The sequence below is a fragment of the Pectobacterium zantedeschiae genome, from assembly GCF_004137795.1.
Classification (GTDB): Bacteria; Pseudomonadota; Gammaproteobacteria; order Enterobacterales; family Enterobacteriaceae; genus Pectobacterium; species Pectobacterium zantedeschiae.
Map to the genome: position 1 here is coordinate 2,592,234 of NZ_NWTM01000001.1, position 17,118 is coordinate 2,609,351.

Sequence of the window (17,118 nt, forward strand, 5' to 3'; positions counted from 1 at the left end):
TTTATGACAATAAAGATAGATACAACGCACTTTTTTGCTGTTTTTTCATCCAAATGTGGGCTAGTCAGCATAAGATCATCCCGATATGATGCCCTGACAAACAAATGACTGAGTATATCGGCACCATGTTTCCAGAAAAACCATCGTCTTTCGAAAAACCGTCTTATGGCAGCGCAGAACAGGCTCGCAGCGGCATACACTATTTTCTTGCCGGATGGCGCCTGATCTCACTGCCGGGCATCCGGCGTTTCGTTATTCTTCCTTTACTCATGAATATCGTGCTGATGGGCGGCGCTTTTTGGTGGCTTTTCACCAAGCTGAATGATTGGATTCCCCAGATCATGGGCCACATCCCAAGCTGGCTTCAATGGCTCAGCTACCTCATTTGGCCACTCGCCGTACTCTCCATTCTGCTGGTATTCAGCTACCTATTTAGCACTATCGCCAATTTTATTGCCGCTCCGTTTAACGGCTTGCTGGCGGAGCAGCTAGAAGCAAAATTAACCGGCCAAACGCTGCCGGATAGCGGCATACTGGGTATCGCCAAAGACGTCCCTCGCATCATGAAACGTGAGGTTCAAAAGCTGGCATACTACTTGCCACGCGCCATTGTGCTATTGCTACTCTATTTCATCCCCGGCATTGGACAAACTGTCGCTCCGGTTCTGTGGTTCCTGTTCAGCGCGTGGATGTTGGCGATTCAGTACTGTGATTACCCTTTTGATAACCACAAAGTAGGCTTTTCAACGATGCGGCAGGCATTACGCCGCCACAAAGTCGCCAATATGCAGTTTGGCGCATTAGTCAGCCTGTTTACGCTGGTACCTTTCTTGAATCTGGTCATCATGCCCGTCGCAGTATGTGGCGCAACACAGCTATGGGTAGATCGTTATCGGAATCTGTCAGCAACGTTGCCGAAAAAAGTGCCATAAAAAGACCAGGCGCGCTGGCTCATAACGGCCAGTGTTTTCTGTTGTTATGAAAAGATATTTCTTAAGAACATAACGATATAGCAATTCTTTACTTCACTGAAAAGTGTGAACGGGTATTCTCTCTACGTTCGCAAAAATTTCATACAGTTATAAGGACAGGCTATGAGCAAGATCTACGAAGACAATTCTTTCACAATCGGCCATACGCCGCTGGTTCGCCTGAACCGTATCGGCAACGGACGCATTCTGGCTAAAGTGGAATCCCGCAACCCCAGCTTCAGCGTAAAATGTCGTATCGGTTCCAACCTGATTTGGGATGCAGAAAAGCGTGGCGTTCTCAAACCGGGCATCGAACTGGTTGAACCTACCAGCGGAAACACAGGGATTGCCCTGGCCTACGTCGCGGCGGCTCGCGGTTACAAGCTCACGCTCACCATGCCAGAAACCATGAGCATCGAACGTCGTAAGCTGCTGAAAGCGCTGGGTGCTAACCTGGTGCTGACCGAAGGCGCAAAAGGCATGAAAGGTGCTATCGCCAAAGCAGAAGAGATTGTCGCTAGCGATCCGAGCCGTTACCTGCTGTTGCAGCAGTTTAGCAACCCAGCTAACCCAGAGATTCACGAAAAAACCACTGGCCCTGAAATCTGGGAAGATACTGACGGTCAGGTTGATGTCTTCATTTCTGGCGTCGGTACTGGCGGTACGCTGACTGGCGTGAGCCGCTATCTCAAGAACACCAAAGGCAAAGCCATCATCAGTGTGGCGGTTGAACCTACCGATTCACCAGTAATCTCTCAAGCGCTGGCAGGCGAAGAGCTGAAACCAGGTCCGCACAAAATTCAGGGCATCGGCGCAGGCTTCATTCCCGGTAACCTGGATCTGAAACTGATTGACCGCGTAGAGAAAATCACGAACGAAGAAGCGATCAGCACCGCACGCCGCTTGATGGAAGAAGAAGGTATTCTGGCTGGTATTTCTTCCGGTGCCGCCGTTGCAGCAGCGCTGAATTTGCTCAAAGAAAAAGAGTTCGACGGTAAAACTATCGTCGTTATCCTGCCTTCTTCTGGCGAACGTTACCTCAGTACTGCACTCTTTGCCGACCTGTTCACCGAGCAGGAACTGCAACAATAGCCAACAGGCCATCCTCGAACAATAAGTGACCAATGTGTTAAAAAAGCACCTATTTAGGTGCTTTTTTGTGGCACACGTCAAACTTTCCACCACATACAGATTGCTTTTCTGCATCAGGTTTAGTATTTAACCGAACAATTATTTTGATGCGTGAAATTAATATCCGACAAATGCCACACCTCATCACATTGTTTTTGTCCTGCGCACAACGCTTTGTTCCCTGCGCACGATAGCCCACATCGCCGTTTTGCGACTGAGGTTAAGATAATGGGTGGCGGAATCTGCGGTGTTTGATGGTATTTTATTCAGGAAATACGTTTGACGGTTTTCTTGTCGCATCGTGGCCTGCCCCTGTAACATAAATCAGGAGCTAACCAAACAGGCTAAAGTTCAGTGAATAAACTAAACTTTAGTTCCACAACATTAATCTAATCCATAAGTTGGGGAAAAAAGCATGTTCCAGCAAGAAGTGACTATCACCGCACCGAATGGCCTGCACACTCGTCCCGCTGCTCAGTTCGTCAAAGAAGCCAAAGGCTTCACTTCAGAAATCACTGTGACGTCCAACGGCAAGAGCGCTAGCGCCAAGAGCCTGTTCAAATTACAAACACTCGGCTTAACACAAGGAACTGTGGTTACTATCGCTGCGGAAGGCGAAGACGAACAAAAAGCGGTTGAACACCTGGTCAAGCTGATGGCTGAGCTCGAGTAACCGACGAGTTTTTTAGTGAACACCAGAATCGAGTAAGGTAGGGTTATGATTTCAGGCATATTAGTATCACCGGGTATTGCTTTTGGTAAGGCACTGTTACTGAAAGAAGATGAAATTCTCATCAACCGGAAAAAAATCTCTGCGGATCAGGTGGAGCAGGAAATTGAACGTTTTCTGACTGGCCGTTCCAAAGCATCCGCACAGTTGGAAGCTATCAAGAAGAAAGCGGGCCAGACGCTGGGCGCAGAGAAAGAAGCCATCTTCGAAGGGCACATCATGCTGCTTGAAGATGAAGAGTTCGAGCAGGAAATCATAGCCCTGATTAAAGATGAACATGCTTCCGCCGACGCCGCTGCGTTTTCCGTCATCGAAAACCAGGCTAAAGCACTGGAAGAGCTTGATGATGAATATCTGAAAGAACGCGCTGCGGATATGCGGGATATCGGGAAGCGTTTGCTACGCAACATTCTCAATATGACCATCGTCGATCTGGGCGATATTCAGGATGAAGTCATTCTGGTCGCAACGGATCTGACACCGTCAGAAACCGCACAGCTGAATCTGGATAAAGTGTTGGGCTTCATTACCGATCTCGGTGGTCGCACGTCTCACACTTCCATTATGGCCCGTTCTCTGGAACTGCCTGCGATCGTTGGCACAACCAACGTGACCCAACAGGTCAAAAATGGCGACTATCTGATTCTGGATGCGGTAAACAACCAGATCTATCAAAATCCGACTGCGGATAAAATCGAAGAATTAAAAGCCGTTCAGCAGCAATACCACGCTGAAAAGTATGAGCTGGCCAAGCTGAAAGATCTGCCAGCCATCACGCTGGACGGTCATCAGGTTGAAGTCTGCGCCAACATCGGTACCGTGCGTGATGTCGCAGGTGCAGAGCGTAACGGTGCAGAAGGTGTCGGCCTGTATCGTACCGAATTCCTGTTCATGGATCGTGACTCACTGCCGACTGAAGAAGAGCAATTCCAGGCGTATAAAGCGGTTGCCGAAGCCGTTGGCGCTCAGGCCGTGATCGTCCGTACCATGGATATCGGTGGCGACAAAGATCTGCCTTACATGAACCTGCCGAAGGAAGAGAACCCGTTCCTTGGCTGGCGAGCTATCCGTATCTGTCTGGATCGTAAAGAAATCCTGCACGCTCAGCTGCGTGCCATTCTGCGCGCATCTAGTTTTGGCAAACTGCGTATCATGTTCCCGATGATCATCTCCGTGGAAGAAGTGCGTGAGCTGAAAGCCGAGTTGGAGATGCTGAAAGCGCAGCTGAGAGAAGAAGGTAAAGCCTTCGACGAAAGCATTGAAGTTGGCGTAATGGTTGAAACACCTGCCGCCGCCGCTATCGCGCCACATTTAGCCAAAGAAGTCGACTTCTTTAGTATTGGGACAAATGACTTAACCCAGTATACTCTGGCAGTTGATCGCGGTAATGAGCTGATTTCTCATCTCTATAATCCGATGTCCCCAGCTGTCCTGACCCTGATTAAGCAGGTGATCGATGCGTCTCACGCCGAAGGCAAGTGGACAGGGATGTGTGGTGAGCTCGCCGGTGACGAACGTGCTACACTACTGTTATTGGGAATGGGTCTGGACGAATTCAGTATGAGTGCGATCTCTATCCCGAGCATCAAGAAAATCATCCGTAATGCGAATTACGAAGATGCGAAGGCGCTGGCGGAGCAAGCACTAGCCCAACCGACAGCACAAGAGTTAAGCAATCTGGTGAGCCGCTTTATTAAAGAAAAAACGCTCTGCTGATTCTGCTTTACCTAATAGATTTCAAGGTGGCAATCAGCACCCCCGACAGGCGGTACAGTCGCCGTCGGGGTAGCGAAGAAAACCAATGCCACACCGACTTGAAAGATTAGGGTATACGCTGGCCCAATATTAATGCTTAGGAGAGAATCATGGGTTTGTTCGATAAATTGAAATCTCTGGTTTCTGACGATAAAAAAGACACAGGCAGCATCGAAATCATTGCCCCGCTGTCTGGTGAAATCGTCAATATTGAAGATGTTCCTGATGTCGTATTTGCAGAGAAAATCGTCGGCGACGGCATTGCCATCAAACCAACTGGCAACAAGATTGTCGCACCGGTAGACGGCACCATCGGTAAAATTTTTGAAACCAACCATGCGTTTTCCATTGAGTCTGACAGCGGTATTGAGCTGTTTGTGCACTTTGGTATTGATACCGTTGAATTGAAAGGTGAAGGCTTCAAACGCATCGCCGAAGAAGGTCAGCGCGTGAAGAAAGGCGATCTCGTTATCGAGTTTGACCTGGCTCTGCTGGAAGAAAAAGCGAAGTCTACTCTGACACCAGTGGTTATTTCCAACATGGATGAAATCAAGGAATTGACCAAACTGAGTGGTACGGTTGTTGTCGGTGAAACACCGGTTATCCGTATCAAAAAGTAAACCGCCACTCTACGGATGGTTTACTACGTTTGCACGAAACGGCACCCGGATGGTGCCGTTTTCGTTTTAGGCTTTCCAGCGCGGCACGCACAAGCGAATCACCAACCCGCACTGCTCACCATTATCTGCCTCAATATGCCCACCGTGCGCCAACACAACTTTGCGAGCAATCGCCAACCCTAGTCCATAACCCTTTCCGGACAGCGGCGAATCAACACGAATGAAAGGATCGAAAATACTGGAGAGTTTACTTTTCTCCACACCAGGCCCCTGATCGGCAACCTGAATCGTCCACTCCTGTTCATTGCCGATTAACGACACCGCAACCTGCTGTGCCGGCGCAGAAAAACGTAGCGCATTGCGCATTACATTATCAACCGCTCTGCGCATCAGCTCCGCATTGCCTTTGATCGTGTAATCATCGTCTTCATCGGCCGCAAGCAGGATTTGAACACCCGTGACCTGAGCTTCATAACGCGTATCGTTTACCACAGCCGTCACCAGCCCCAGTAAATCGAAATAGGCTTCCTCAATACCGGAATTCTCCGTACGCGATAGTGTCAGTAGCTCGCCAATCATCTTATCCATCAGCAAAGCTTCACGCTCGATGCGCTGCAAGGAATTTTCTAGATTGTCTGGATTCTGCCTCACCAGTCCGATGGCAAGCTGCAAACGCGCCAGTGGAGAGCGCAGCTCGTGCGAAACATCATGAAGCAGTTGTTCACGCGCGCTGGCCAGACTGTCCAGCCGTTCGACCATAGAATCGAAATCACGCGCCACATCGCTGATTTCATCGTGACGTTTACGCATTATCGGCAACAGGCGCACATTCAGATCGCCCTGCGCCACTTGATCAAAACTGGCGCGAATCTGGTTCAACGGGCGAGCCAGACTCCATGCCAGCACTGAGCTGAACAGCAGGCCACCAAAGCCCGCAATGATCACAAACGGCGCAGGCACATTGAGAAATTCGACGGGACGAGGAGGACGAAATTCGCTGCGTAGCAGCTCGGCGTCATAGCGTATCTGATACCACTTTCCCGCGGGACCGCTGACTTGCTTGATAATATAAGTGGCATGCTGTGCGCCACGTTTTTCCGGCGCAAAAGCGTCATCGAGCAAAGCGTTCTGCGGGGAGGAGACTAACTCCTGTTCCGACAGCGGCAAGGGTGATTCCGTGATGGAAATGTATTGCTGCTCTTTCTGCGGTAGCAGCGACATCACATCGTTGAGTTCCCTCAAGCCACCATGTTGTAGCGCCGCAGCCACTATCTCGGTTTGCATCGTCGCAATGCGTGAAACCACGATTTCTTCCAGCGGTTTATGCCGTTCGCCGTTCAGGGAAAAAGCCAGCCATAGCAGTTGAGACATGACGAGAAACGTCAGCCAGAACCCCAGTAATATCTTCCAGAAAAGCCTTCCACGCATCATCATCAGCGAATCCGATATCCTACACTGCGCACGGTTTCAATTGTCATGGTGTTGCCCGCCAATGACCCGAGCTTCTGACGAATATTGCTGATGTGTACGTCCACACTGCGGTCATAGGCCTCACGACGACGCCCCAGACATTTTTCAGACAGCTCATCTTTTGACACCACCCGCTCTGGGGAACGCAGCAGCAACTCCAGCAAATTGAACTCAGATGCGGTCAGATCAAACGGCTTCCCACGCCATTCGCTGATGCGCGTTGCGGGGTTCAATACCAGATCGCCACTGGCAGCCACACTTTCGTCTCGCTTTGTACTCGGCTGATCGTCATAGCGACGTAACACCGCACGCAGCCTTGCCACCAGTTCACGCGGGTAGCAAGGTTTAGGCATATAGTCATCCGCGCCCATTTCCAGACCAATAACTCTGTCGATGTTATCGCCTCTCGCCGTCAGCATAATAACGGGCAACTGCTGGGTTTTTCTGATCTGGCGCAGCACATCAATGCCACTCATATCCGGCAACATGACATCCAAGATCATCGCGGTGTAGTCACCCGATATCGCGCCATCAACACCTTCTTTGCCCGTTAGCACGCGTGATGTCGAAAACCCTTCCGCATTCAGATACTCACAGAGCATATCGCCCAGCTCTACGTCGTCATCAACCAGTAAAATATTCATATCCAGTCCTCATTAATCGGGTATACCCTAAACAATTCGAGCTGTGGGAAGGAAAACGCACAGATAGCTTGAAGTATGACGAGTATATACTCTAAATAATTCGAGTTTCAGGCAGGCGGCAAGAGAAGGAGTCCCGATGAGCTTACCCAAGTAAGTGATTCGGGTGAGTGAACGCAGCCAACGCACATGCAACTTGAAGTATGACGAGTATAGATAATGTATTCTCAGGCCTGGCGTTAATATTCGCAGCCAGATTTACTTAATCCTTACCATTTCTTTCAGCAAAGATTACCGATACCTTTACAAACTCGGGGTAAATTACTCACCTGCGTTATTTACTCCCGTTGATACCCTAAATAATTCGAGTTCCAGGCAGGCGGCACGATGAGCTTACTCAGGTAAGTGATTCAGGTGACTAAGCGCAGCCAACGCACAGGTAACTTGAAGTATGACGGATACAGATGCATTCATTAAGGACGACTTCCCCTGATGCAATCACGATTTTTTACACGCCGCCGTACGACGATCGCTATTGGTCTTATCATCACTGTCGTGCTTATTCATCTATTTTTCAACAAGCCATCGCCAGCACCCAATGCGCTCACTGCCGCCGTAGAGATCGCGGATCTCGAACAGACGGTACTCGCTGACGGAAAAATTGAGGCACAGAAGCAGGTCAGCGTCGGTGCGCAAGCCTCAGGGCAAATTAAAGCGCTGCACGTCGAGCTCGGCGATAAAGTGAAAAAAGGACAATTGATCGCCGAGATTGATGACCTCACCCAGCAGGACACCTTAAAGAATGGCGAAGCGGCACTAAAAAACGTTCAGGCTCAGCGAGCCGCCAAACTGGCGGAATTGCGTAATAATGAATTAAGCTGGCAACGCCAGCAAATGCTGATGAAGCGCGGCGTTGGCGTACAAGCCGATTACGATAGTGCGAAAGCGACGCTCGACGCAACCAGAGCCAATATCGACGCGCTAGATGCCCAAATCATTCAGGCACAGATCACCGTCAACACCGCCAAGGTTAACCTGGGATACACCCAAATTCGCTCACCGATGGACGGCACCGTCGTCGCAATTCCCGTTGAAGCAGGCCAAACGGTGAACGCGATCCAGACGACGCCGACCATCGCCAAAGTCGCGAATCTGGACACCATGACAATCAAGGTAAAAATCTCAGAAGCCGACGTCGTCAAAGTAAAAACCGGCATGCCAGTCTGGTTCAGCATTCTGGGCGAGCCAAATAAACGCTACGAAGCCACGCTGAGCTCGATTGAGCCCGCCCCCGATTCCATCAACACGGACACGACTACGACGTCATCCAGCACAAGCAGTTCCAGTTCATCATCCAGTACCGCAATCTATTATAACGGTCAGTTCAATGTACAAAATCCTGATGGTGTATTGCGTATTTCAATGACGGCGCAGGTCAATATTCTGCTGTCCTCGGTAAAAAATGCCATTGTCGTCCCAGCCACAGCGTTAACCCTGCGCAATGGCATGTGGTATGTGCAAGTTGTGAACGCGAACAAGAAGGTTGAATCGCGTCTGGTGACACTTGGCCTCAATGATAACGTGCGTACCCAGATCCGTTCGGGGCTCAGCGTCGGTGAACAGGTGGTTGTTAGCCAGTCATCCGGCGATGCGACGTCCACGCATCCTGGCCCGCCGATGGGGATATAACGCATGTCCACATCCATACTTAAACTGACCGGCATTACCCGACGCTTCTCCAACGGTGAACAGGACGTTACCGTCCTCAAAGACATCAATCTAACCATCAATCAGGGCGAAATGGTGGCGATTGTCGGCGCATCCGGGTCGGGAAAATCCACGCTGATGAATATTCTCGGCTGCCTGGACAAACCATCTGCTGGCGATTATCAGGTAGCAGGACGTTCCGTTGGTGAGCTGGATAACGACCAGCTCGCTGAACTGCGCCGCGAGCATTTCGGCTTTATTTTTCAGCGCTATCACCTGCTCGGCGATCTGACCGCTCTGGGAAATGTCGAAGTCCCCGCGATTTATGCAGGAAAAAGCCGACTCGCACGCCGTCAACGGGCGGCAGACCTGCTGACCAGACTAGGATTGGAAAATCGCCTTCACTATCGGCCCAGCCAGCTTTCAGGCGGCCAACAGCAGCGTGTAAGTATCGCACGGGCGCTGATGAATGCTGGCGGCATCATTCTGGCGGATGAGCCGACCGGGGCGCTGGATACTCACAGCGGCAATGAAGTTTTGAGCATACTTCGCGATCTGCACAGACAGGGTAATACGGTCGTGATCGTCACGCACGATATGACGATCGCCGAACACGCGCAGCGCATCATCGAACTACGTGATGGCGAAGTGATTGCCGATAGGCAGACGCGCCCCGAAGAAGCCACAGCAGCATCGCCTGAAGCAGCAAGCTCTCCGACCACATCTGCCCTGAATCAGTTCAAAGATCGCTTTATTGACGCCTTTAAAATGGCGCTGCTGGCAATGAACGCCCAGCGGATGCGTACCTTTCTGACCATGCTCGGTATTATCATCGGGATCGCGTCCGTCGTCTCAGTCGTCGCGTTGGGCAAAGGTTCACAGGAACAGGTATTGGCCGATATCAACTCGATGGGCACCAGCACGCTGGAAATCTTCCCTGGCAAAGACTTCGGCGACATGGATGCCAGCGCCATCCAGACGCTGCGGGCCAGCGATATTCAGCCGCTGACATTACAGCCCTACGTACATAGCGTGACGCCCTCTGTCTCCACCAGTGTCACGATGCGCTACGGCAACATTGCCGTTTCCGCCAGCGTGTCTGGGGTCGGCGAGCAGTTCTTCACCGTGCGTGGTTATACGTTGGAACGTGGGGTGCTTTTCCCTCGTAGCAGCGTCGATGAACTGACACAGGACGCGGTGATTGACAAAAATACACGCAATAAGCTCTTTCCCCACGGCGAAGATCCCATCGGGCAGGTCATTTTGCTGGGCTCGCTACCCGTACGGATTATCGGTGTCGTCAGCAAGAATCAGGGTGGCTTTGGCAGCGATGAAAATCTGAATGTCTGGGTGCCGTACACGACGGTGATGAAGCGTATGGTCGGGCAATCCTACCTGAAAAGCATCACCGTGCGGGTGAAAGACAATATTGATATGAGCATCGCCGAGCAGAGAATTACCGACCTGCTAATGCAGCGGCACGGTACGAAAGATTTCTTTATCATGAACACAGATAGCATTCGTCAGATGATCGAGAAAACCACTACCACGCTCACGCTACTGGTTTCGATGATCGCCCTGATTTCGCTGCTGGTCGGTGGTATCGGCGTGATGAATATCATGTTGGTATCGGTCACGGAACGAACCCGAGAGATCGGCGTTCGTATGGCGGTCGGCGCACGTACCAGCGACATCATGCAGCAGTTTCTTATCGAAGCCGTGCTGGTTTGTCTATTCGGCGGTATTGCGGGCGTGGCGCTGTCGTTGGCTATCGGTGTGCTATTCGCACAACTCAGCAGCAATTTTTCGATGATCTATTCCAGTTCATCGATCATTGCCGCGTTCCTGTGTTCCAGCCTGATCGGTATTATCTTCGGTTTCTTCCCCGCCCGTCGTGCAGCGCGGATGGAACCGATTCATGCGTTGGAGCGGGAATAGCCAACGCACATACATTAAGTACTCTAAATAATTCGAGTTTCAGGACAAAACGTTAGCGTTTTGAACAACGCAAAGCGTTGGCCCGCCAAGGGCAAGGCTTATTTATAAGCCTTGTTACGCGGCAAGAGAGCAAATCCCGATGAGCTTACACAAGTAAGTGATTCGGGTGAGTGAACGCAGCCAACGCACATGCAACTTGAAGTATGACGAGTAGGTTAATCAAATACCCCGGTGGACAGATACCGATCGCCGCGATCGCAGGCGATCGCCACAATCACGCTACCGGGGTTTTCCACCGCAATCCGCAGTGCGCCAGCCACCGCACCACCAGTGCTGACACCGCAAAAAATACCTTCCTGACGCGCTAGCTGCCGCAGCGTATTTTCAGCATCCACTTGCGTCATATCCAGAATACGATCGACCAGATCGGCGCGGAAAATACCTGGCATATAGTCCGGCGTCCACCGGCGAATACCGGGAATATGGCTCCCTTCCGCAGGCTGTAGCCCTACCGTACAGATTGCCGGACTCTGCTGCTTCAGGTAGCGACTAACGCCGGAGATCGTGCCTGTTGTCCCCATACTGGAGATAAAATGCGTCAGCTTGCCCGCCGTCTGCTGCCAGATTTCTGGACCCGTTGTGAGAAAGTGCGCCAGCGAATTATCTGGGTTATTGAACTGATCGAGCGTTTTCCCTTCTCCCGCCTGCACCATCTGTTTCGCCCGATCTCGTGCCCCTTCCATCCCCAGCTTGCGATTGACCAACACCAGTTCCGCCCCATACGCGCGCATCGCTGTCTGGCGTTCATAGCTCATGTTGTCCGGCATCAGCAGGCGCAGCCGATAACCTTTTACCGCTGCAATCATCGCCAGTGCAATACCGGTATTGCCGCTGGTCGCCTCGATCAACCTGTCGCCGGGGGTAATATCACCGCGATTTTCCGCCTGCTGGATCATAGAGAATGCAGCACGATCCTTTACTGAACCCGCAGGATTATTTCCCTCCAGTTTCAGCCAGATTTCACTCTTCAACCCCTGCGTCATGCGCTGCAATTTCACCAGCGGGGTATTGCCAATACAGTGCTCAAGCGTTGTCACAAGTTGAGTCCTAAAAAAACTCACGCGAGCAGCGTGAGTGGGATAAAAGTTAGTGTTTGTTCATTTGCCGTTTTACACGCCATTGAATGGCGCTTTTGATAAATAGCGTCAGTATCGCCATCACGGTTAATAGTGCCGCAGCGGTAAACGCCCCCACGCTGTTATAATCTTGATGCAGCAATTCAACCTGCAACGGAAGCGTGTAGGTTTCGCCACGAATTGAGCCAGAAACCACAGATACCGCGCCAAACTCGCCGATCGCTCGAGCATTGGTAAGCACCACGCCATAAAGCAGCGCCCAACGAATATTCGGCAATGTCACCTTATAGAACACCTGCCAGCCTGACGCACCGAGCAGCACGGCAGCTTCTTCCTCCTGACTGCCCTGGCTCATCATTACCGGAACCAGTTCCCTGACCACAAACGGACAGGTTACGAATATCGTCACCAGTGCAATGCCCGGCCAGGCAAACATCAACTGTAGCCCCTGCTCGTCCAGCCAACCGCCAACCGGGCCGTTGGTGCTGTAAAAAAGTAGATACAGTAACCCCGCCACCACTGGCGAAACGGCAAAAGGAATGTCGATCAGCGTGAGCAACAGCTGCCGCCCCGGAAACTGAAAGCGTGTGACCAGCCACGCCAACAGCGTGCCAAAGACCAGATTCACTGGTACGACGATCGCGACCACCAGCAGCGTGAGGCCGATCGCATGCAGCATGTCAGGATCGCTCAAGTTACGCCAGACGCCGCCCAGACCGTGCGATAGCGCAGCGGCAAAAATTGATACCAAGGGGATGACCAGCATGATGAGCGATAATATCACGCCCAGCGCAATCAACGCCGCTTTCGCCCAGTTGCGCGCCTGCCGCACAGGATGAGGTTCGCGCTGTTGCTTCACGTCAGGAATTTCCGCCATTACACGCTCCGGGTCCGTTGACCAAAACGGCTTTGCAGTACGTTGACAGCAAACAGTATCAGCAAGGAAACGGCTAACACGACGGAGGCAATCGCACTGGCAGCAGGGAAGTCAAATTCCTGTAAGCGAATAAAAATCATCAGCGAAACGACTTCCGTCTGCCAGGCAATATTCCCCGCAATAAAGATAACCGCACCAAACTCGCCCAGACTGCGGGCAAACGACAGCGCAGTGCCCGTTAATAGCGCCGGGGTTAATTCCGGTAAAATGACGTAGCGAAAACACTGCCAGCGGTTCGCCCCCAGCGTCTGCGCTGCCTCTTCGTATTCCGGCCCCAGATCTTCCAACACTGGTTGAACGGTGCGTACCACAAAAGGAATGCTGGTGAACGCCATCGCGACCGTGATCCCAAGCCAGGTATAGGACACCTTGATGCCGTACTCAGCAAGCCATGCGCCATACCAGCCAGTCGTGGAAAACAATGCAGCCAGCGTCAGCCCCGCCACAGCGGTAGGGAGCGCAAAGGGTAGATCCATCAAGCCATCCAACAGAGCACGACCGGGAAAACGATAGCGCGTCAGAATCCACGCCATTAGCAGGCCAAACCCCGCATTAAACACCGTTGCCAGCCCCGCAGCCAAGAGCGTCACTTTATAGGCCGCCACCACCTGCGGATTAGAGATCACCGCCCAGTACTGCGACCAACTCATTTCAGAGAGTTGCATCACTAACGCACTTAAGGGCAGTAACAGAATCAGACAGACGAACAGAAGACTGCTGCCCAGACTCAGCGCGAATCCCGGCAGCACCCGTTTACTGGAACCAGAAAAGAGGTTACCCGACCCCAAAGACATTACTGACGACCAGCCGCCAGCAGTTTATCCAGTTCACCACCCGTGTCGAAATGGGTTTTCATCACCTGTGGCCACGACCCAAACTGATCTTCCACCCGAAATAAGGTGGTTTCTAGGAAACGAGATTTTAGTGTTTGCGCCAGCTCTGGGTTATTCACGCGGTAGTAAAAATCGGTGATAACTTTCTGTGCTTCCGGCGTATAAAGGTAATTAAGATAGGCTTTTGCCGCCTGCTCCGTGCCATTCTTCTCGACATTCTTATCAATCCACGCCACCGGGAATTCCGCCAGTACGTTAACCTTCGGGACGATCACCTCGTAATTCTCAGCACCGTACTGGTTACGAATGTTATTCACCTCGGATTCAAAGCTGATCAGCACATCGCCCAACTGACGCTCCACAAACGTGGTCGTTGCGCCGCGACCGCCGGTATCAAATACCGCGACGTTCGCCAGAAAACGCGTTATCCACGCGCGGGTTTTCGCCTCATCGCCACCGTTGGCTTTACTGGTCGCTCCCCAGGCTGCCAAATAGGTATAACGGGCATTACCGGAAGTTTTCGGATTCGGGAAAATTAGCTTCACATCATCACGCACCAGATCGTTCCAGTCGTGAATCCCTTTTGGATTGCCTTTGCGAACCAGAAAGGCCATGGTTGAGTAGAACGGAGAACTGTTATTCGGTAAACGCGCCTGCCAATCAGCAGGAATCAACTGGCCGCGATCGTGTAGGATCTGGACGTCCGTCACCTGATTATACGTCACGACATCAGCCTTCAGACCTTGCAGAATAGCCAGCGCCTGCTTAGATGAACCGGCATGCGACTGTTTGATCGTCAGCGGATCGTTGGGGTGCTGCGCCAACCACTGCTTTTCAAAACCGGGATTGAGCGCAACAAATAGCTCACGAGACACATCATAAGAGCTGTTCAGCAGCTCGGTAGCAGAGACTGCGCTCTGTCCGCCCAGCAGTAATGACAGCGCCAAAGAACCCTTCACCAGCCAGCCTTTCACCTGTACTTGATTCATCTTATTTCCTGCCAGAGTTAGAGCCTATTCGATAGGCCTTGTTATGGGGGCCGTTTTTGCATATACCCTAAATAATTCGAGTTGCGTGACAAAACGTGAGCGTTTTGAACAACGCTCTGCGTTGACCCTTTAGGGCAAGGCCTATTTATGGCCTTGTAACGCGGCAACTGAGCTAATTCCCAGGAGCTTACTTAGGTAAGTGACTGGGGTGAGTAAGGGCAGCCAACGCACAAGCAGCTTGAAGTATGACGGGTATAAAATGCACTTGTCAGCGCAACTCAGTGTAGGGGGAAGTCGTGGTTAACATATAACCTTTATATATAATATTTCGGAGTTTTTAAGCGCTAAATGGCATAACACCACGGCAAGAGATAATAGGAAGAAAGAGAAGAGATAGAAGAAGAAATTACGGCAGGATAGCTGATGAAAGAAAGCGGAAAGAACCGATGCCTGCACGGATACAGGCATCAGGAAAACACGTTGGATCTTACAGCGACAAAAGCTGATCCAGAGACGGTGCGAAGAAGTAGCTGCCGCTGACAGCACGCGTAAAGCGCAGCATGTCATCACGTTTGCCGTCACGATCGCCGAACATACTCAGCAACTGCTGCTCGATGTTGTGCAGACGTGCGCAGTAAGCGACGAAGTAAAGTCCATTCTTCCCGCTAGCCGTGCCATAAGGCAGGCTCTGACGCAGGATTTTCAGCCCCTTGCCGTCCTCCTTTAAATCCACGCGGCTAAGATGCGACGTCACAGGGCGCTCGTCGGATGACAGCTCCTCATTGTCCTGCTTCGTACGCCCAATCATCTGTTCCTGCTGTTCGACGCTAATGCGCTGTAACTGCTTCAGATTGTGTTCCCAACGCTGGGTAAACACGTAGCTACCGCCGGCATCCGGCTGTCCTTCAGGAATAATCGCCACAGCGTGGCGGGCATCCCCCTGCGGGTTTTCCGTACCGTCGATAAAGCCGCTTAAATCGCGATCTTCCACCCAGCGGAAACCGTGAGTCTCTTCTTCAATACGAATCGCGTTACCAAACGCAGCCAGCGCGGCCTGAGCTAGCGTGAAATTGACATCATGGCGGAGCGATTGAATATGGATCAACAGATCGCGCTGCGTGGCAGGTGCAAGCCCGTTACCCAGCGGCGTAAACGGCTTCAGTTCTGCCGCGCTGTGATTACAGTCCAGATCGCGCCAGACATCGTTACCAAACGCCAGTACAGCACCTAATCCCGCATCGGGATACTGCTGCTGCAAATCTTGTAACGTCTGACAGAATTTTTTGCATCCCTGCCGGATAGCATCAAACTCTCCCTGAATCATCGCTTCCATAAAAATGGCAAAACGGCGGTGTTCCAATAAAATACCGCTTTGAATTGGTGTCATTTCTGCTTCCTCAAACGTCAGTTTTTTCTTTTGTTGTTATGAGTGACTACGGTAGTGATGCCGAATACGGCTGCCGAAAAAAATCAGGCGGCGCGGGTATCATACCGGAAGCCGCCTGACTTTTACTTTGCGTAAAAACAAATTAGTACTTTACGTAAAAACGAATTAGCTTCGCGCCTGCGCATGCCACACGATTTTGCTCACTGTCCAGGTTTTCAGGATATCGTCAGGCGGCATTAACCCTTCTGGGCCGCCCCACTCACCGGAATAGACATAGCTAACATGCGTACTCTGCGGCGCAGCACACTCAACGCTCCGTGCATCGTCACCCTGCCCCAATTGGCAGGATTCAAACGCTTTGCTGTAAGTCTTACTAAAAACGTCACCGATTTTCACACCACTAGCGCTATCAATCGCCGGATCCATGACTTCAACTTTACGCACGCTGCCCTTCGGTTGACCGCTAATGACCATTTTCACGTCTTTGCCGTCCAGTGCCTGATAAAACGCAACCAGTTGACCGTTGGATGTCCCCATTCCGCTACGCAGTTGATAACTGCCATCCAGCGCGTTCTGTAACGCCCCTTCGGACAACGGAGTACCCGCATTGATACCGCCGACGCCTGCATCGGTGACCTGTAATGTACTGCCGAACCAATTAAACGGCGACAGGCTAGACCAGGAAAAATTGGAAAGCGTGCTGCATCCGGCCAGCAACAGCGGTAAACCCAGCACCAGCGATAAACCCAGCGGGCGAAAATTCATAGCATGTACTCCTCAAGATTGAACGGCTTCTATCGTCAACCACCATAGCAAGATGGGGGTTGGAGTCTGCAAGAGACGAAAAGTGCCGTAAAAGACGGGATAATCTTG

Annotated in this window: 15 protein-coding genes; 7 read left to right on the top strand and 8 right to left on the bottom strand. The window is 51.5% G+C overall.

The genetic code is table 11. The features are described from left to right. Window positions 1-104: 104 nt before the first annotated feature. The 5 genes from cysZ to crr all read left to right on the top strand — a co-directional run bounded on the left by cysZ (window position 105) and on the right by crr (window position 5,207). Entirely contained in the window at window positions 105-932 is an 828-nt protein-coding gene (gene cysZ, locus CLR69_RS11720; protein ID WP_129712715.1) for a sulfate transporter CysZ, read from the top strand. A 162-nt stretch (window positions 933-1,094) separates the two neighbouring features. Further along, window positions 1,095-2,063 carry a cysteine synthase A gene (gene cysK / locus CLR69_RS11725; RefSeq protein WP_039303712.1) on the top strand — a complete coding sequence of 323 codons (969 nt, stop codon included), beginning with the start codon at window positions 1,095-1,097 and terminating at the stop codon, window positions 2,061-2,063. Between the two features lie 454 nt (window positions 2,064-2,517). Next, window positions 2,518-2,775, top strand: coding sequence for a phosphocarrier protein Hpr (gene ptsH / locus CLR69_RS11730; RefSeq protein WP_005971891.1), 258 nt, complete (start codon window positions 2,518-2,520; stop codon window positions 2,773-2,775). Window positions 2,776-2,820: 45 nt separating this feature from the next. Beyond that, complete coding sequence (gene ptsI / locus CLR69_RS11735) at window positions 2,821-4,548, top strand: phosphoenolpyruvate-protein phosphotransferase PtsI (RefSeq protein ID WP_129702987.1); 1,728 nt, start codon at window positions 2,821-2,823, stop codon at window positions 4,546-4,548. 149 nt (window positions 4,549-4,697) lie between these two features. Then, window positions 4,698-5,207 carry a PTS glucose transporter subunit IIA gene (gene crr, locus CLR69_RS11740; protein ID WP_010284368.1) on the top strand — a complete coding sequence of 170 codons (510 nt, stop codon included), beginning with the start codon at window positions 4,698-4,700 and terminating at the stop codon, window positions 5,205-5,207. A gap of 66 nt (window positions 5,208-5,273) precedes the next feature. Here the strand turns inward: crr and CLR69_RS11745 are convergent, their stop codons facing one another. Next, on the bottom strand, window positions 5,274-6,641 hold the full coding sequence (locus tag CLR69_RS11745; protein ID WP_129712716.1) for an ATP-binding protein: 1,368 nt from the start codon (window positions 6,639-6,641) through the stop codon (window positions 5,274-5,276). After that, window positions 6,641-7,321, bottom strand: a complete 681-nt coding sequence (locus CLR69_RS11750) for a response regulator transcription factor (protein ID WP_129702985.1) — start codon at window positions 7,319-7,321, stop codon at window positions 6,641-6,643. The genes CLR69_RS11745 and CLR69_RS11750 overlap by 1 nt, the downstream gene beginning before the upstream one ends. A 489-nt stretch (window positions 7,322-7,810) precedes the next feature. Between CLR69_RS11750 and CLR69_RS11755 the strand changes: the two genes are divergently transcribed. Both CLR69_RS11755 and CLR69_RS11760 read left to right on the top strand, forming a co-directional pair. Beyond that, window positions 7,811-9,007: an efflux RND transporter periplasmic adaptor subunit gene (locus CLR69_RS11755; RefSeq protein WP_129712717.1), complete on the top strand. Its 1,197-nt coding sequence runs from the start codon at window positions 7,811-7,813 to the stop codon at window positions 9,005-9,007. Between the two features lie 3 nt (window positions 9,008-9,010). Beyond that, entirely contained in the window at window positions 9,011-10,963 is a 1,953-nt protein-coding gene (locus CLR69_RS11760; protein ID WP_129712718.1) for a MacB family efflux pump subunit, read from the top strand. A 215-nt stretch (window positions 10,964-11,178) separates the two neighbouring features. Here the strand turns inward: CLR69_RS11760 and cysM are convergent, their stop codons facing one another. The 6 genes from cysM to CLR69_RS11790 form a co-directional block, all read right to left on the bottom strand. Next, window positions 11,179-12,060, bottom strand: coding sequence for a cysteine synthase CysM (gene cysM, locus CLR69_RS11765; protein WP_129712719.1), 882 nt, complete (start codon window positions 12,058-12,060; stop codon window positions 11,179-11,181). Between the two features lie 49 nt (window positions 12,061-12,109). Beyond that, window positions 12,110-12,976: a sulfate/thiosulfate ABC transporter permease CysW gene (gene cysW, locus CLR69_RS11770; protein WP_129712720.1), complete on the bottom strand. Its 867-nt coding sequence runs from the start codon at window positions 12,974-12,976 to the stop codon at window positions 12,110-12,112. Continuing rightward, window positions 12,976-13,830, bottom strand: coding sequence for a sulfate/thiosulfate ABC transporter permease CysT (cysT, locus tag CLR69_RS11775; RefSeq protein WP_129702980.1), 855 nt, complete (start codon window positions 13,828-13,830; stop codon window positions 12,976-12,978). Before cysT ends, cysW begins: the two co-directional genes overlap by 1 nt. Further along, complete coding sequence (locus CLR69_RS11780) at window positions 13,830-14,858, bottom strand: sulfate ABC transporter substrate-binding protein (RefSeq protein ID WP_129712721.1); 1,029 nt, start codon at window positions 14,856-14,858, stop codon at window positions 13,830-13,832. The genes cysT and CLR69_RS11780 overlap by 1 nt, the downstream gene beginning before the upstream one ends. Window positions 14,859-15,345: 487 nt before the next feature. Continuing rightward, window positions 15,346-16,245, bottom strand: a complete 900-nt coding sequence (locus tag CLR69_RS11785; RefSeq protein ID WP_129712722.1) for a Dyp-type peroxidase — start codon at window positions 16,243-16,245, stop codon at window positions 15,346-15,348. Between the two features lie 165 nt (window positions 16,246-16,410). After that, the gene (locus CLR69_RS11790; protein ID WP_129702977.1) at window positions 16,411-17,010 is read right to left on the bottom strand and encodes an RpoE-regulated lipoprotein; all 600 of its coding nucleotides are present in this window, start codon (window positions 17,008-17,010) and stop codon (window positions 16,411-16,413) included. Between the last annotated feature and the right edge of the window lie 108 nt (window positions 17,011-17,118).

What these genes read in the sequence shown, in the direction of transcription:
- cysZ (WP_129712715.1), top strand. Translation starts at nt 105, where the DNA reads ATGACTGAGTATATCGGCACCATGTTTCCAGAAAAACCATCGTCTTTC.
- cysK (WP_039303712.1), top strand. Translation starts at nt 1,095, where the DNA reads ATGAGCAAGATCTACGAAGACAATTCTTTCACAATCGGCCATACGCCG.
- ptsH (WP_005971891.1), top strand. Translation starts at nt 2,518, where the DNA reads ATGTTCCAGCAAGAAGTGACTATCACCGCACCGAATGGCCTGCACACT.
- ptsI (WP_129702987.1), top strand. Translation starts at nt 2,821, where the DNA reads ATGATTTCAGGCATATTAGTATCACCGGGTATTGCTTTTGGTAAGGCA.
- crr (WP_010284368.1), top strand. Translation starts at nt 4,698, where the DNA reads ATGGGTTTGTTCGATAAATTGAAATCTCTGGTTTCTGACGATAAAAAA.
- CLR69_RS11745 (WP_129712716.1), bottom strand. Translation starts at nt 6,641, where the DNA reads ATGATGATGCGTGGAAGGCTTTTCTGGAAGATATTACTGGGGTTCTGG.
- CLR69_RS11750 (WP_129702985.1), bottom strand. Translation starts at nt 7,321, where the DNA reads ATGAATATTTTACTGGTTGATGACGACGTAGAGCTGGGCGATATGCTC.
- CLR69_RS11755 (WP_129712717.1), top strand. Translation starts at nt 7,811, where the DNA reads ATGCAATCACGATTTTTTACACGCCGCCGTACGACGATCGCTATTGGT.
- CLR69_RS11760 (WP_129712718.1), top strand. Translation starts at nt 9,011, where the DNA reads ATGTCCACATCCATACTTAAACTGACCGGCATTACCCGACGCTTCTCC.
- cysW (WP_129712720.1), bottom strand. Translation starts at nt 12,976, where the DNA reads ATGGCGGAAATTCCTGACGTGAAGCAACAGCGCGAACCTCATCCTGTG.
- cysT (WP_129702980.1), bottom strand. Translation starts at nt 13,830, where the DNA reads ATGTCTTTGGGGTCGGGTAACCTCTTTTCTGGTTCCAGTAAACGGGTG.
- CLR69_RS11780 (WP_129712721.1), bottom strand. Translation starts at nt 14,858, where the DNA reads ATGAATCAAGTACAGGTGAAAGGCTGGCTGGTGAAGGGTTCTTTGGCG.
- CLR69_RS11785 (WP_129712722.1), bottom strand. Translation starts at nt 16,245, where the DNA reads ATGACACCAATTCAAAGCGGTATTTTATTGGAACACCGCCGTTTTGCC.
- CLR69_RS11790 (WP_129702977.1), bottom strand. Translation starts at nt 17,010, where the DNA reads ATGAATTTTCGCCCGCTGGGTTTATCGCTGGTGCTGGGTTTACCGCTG.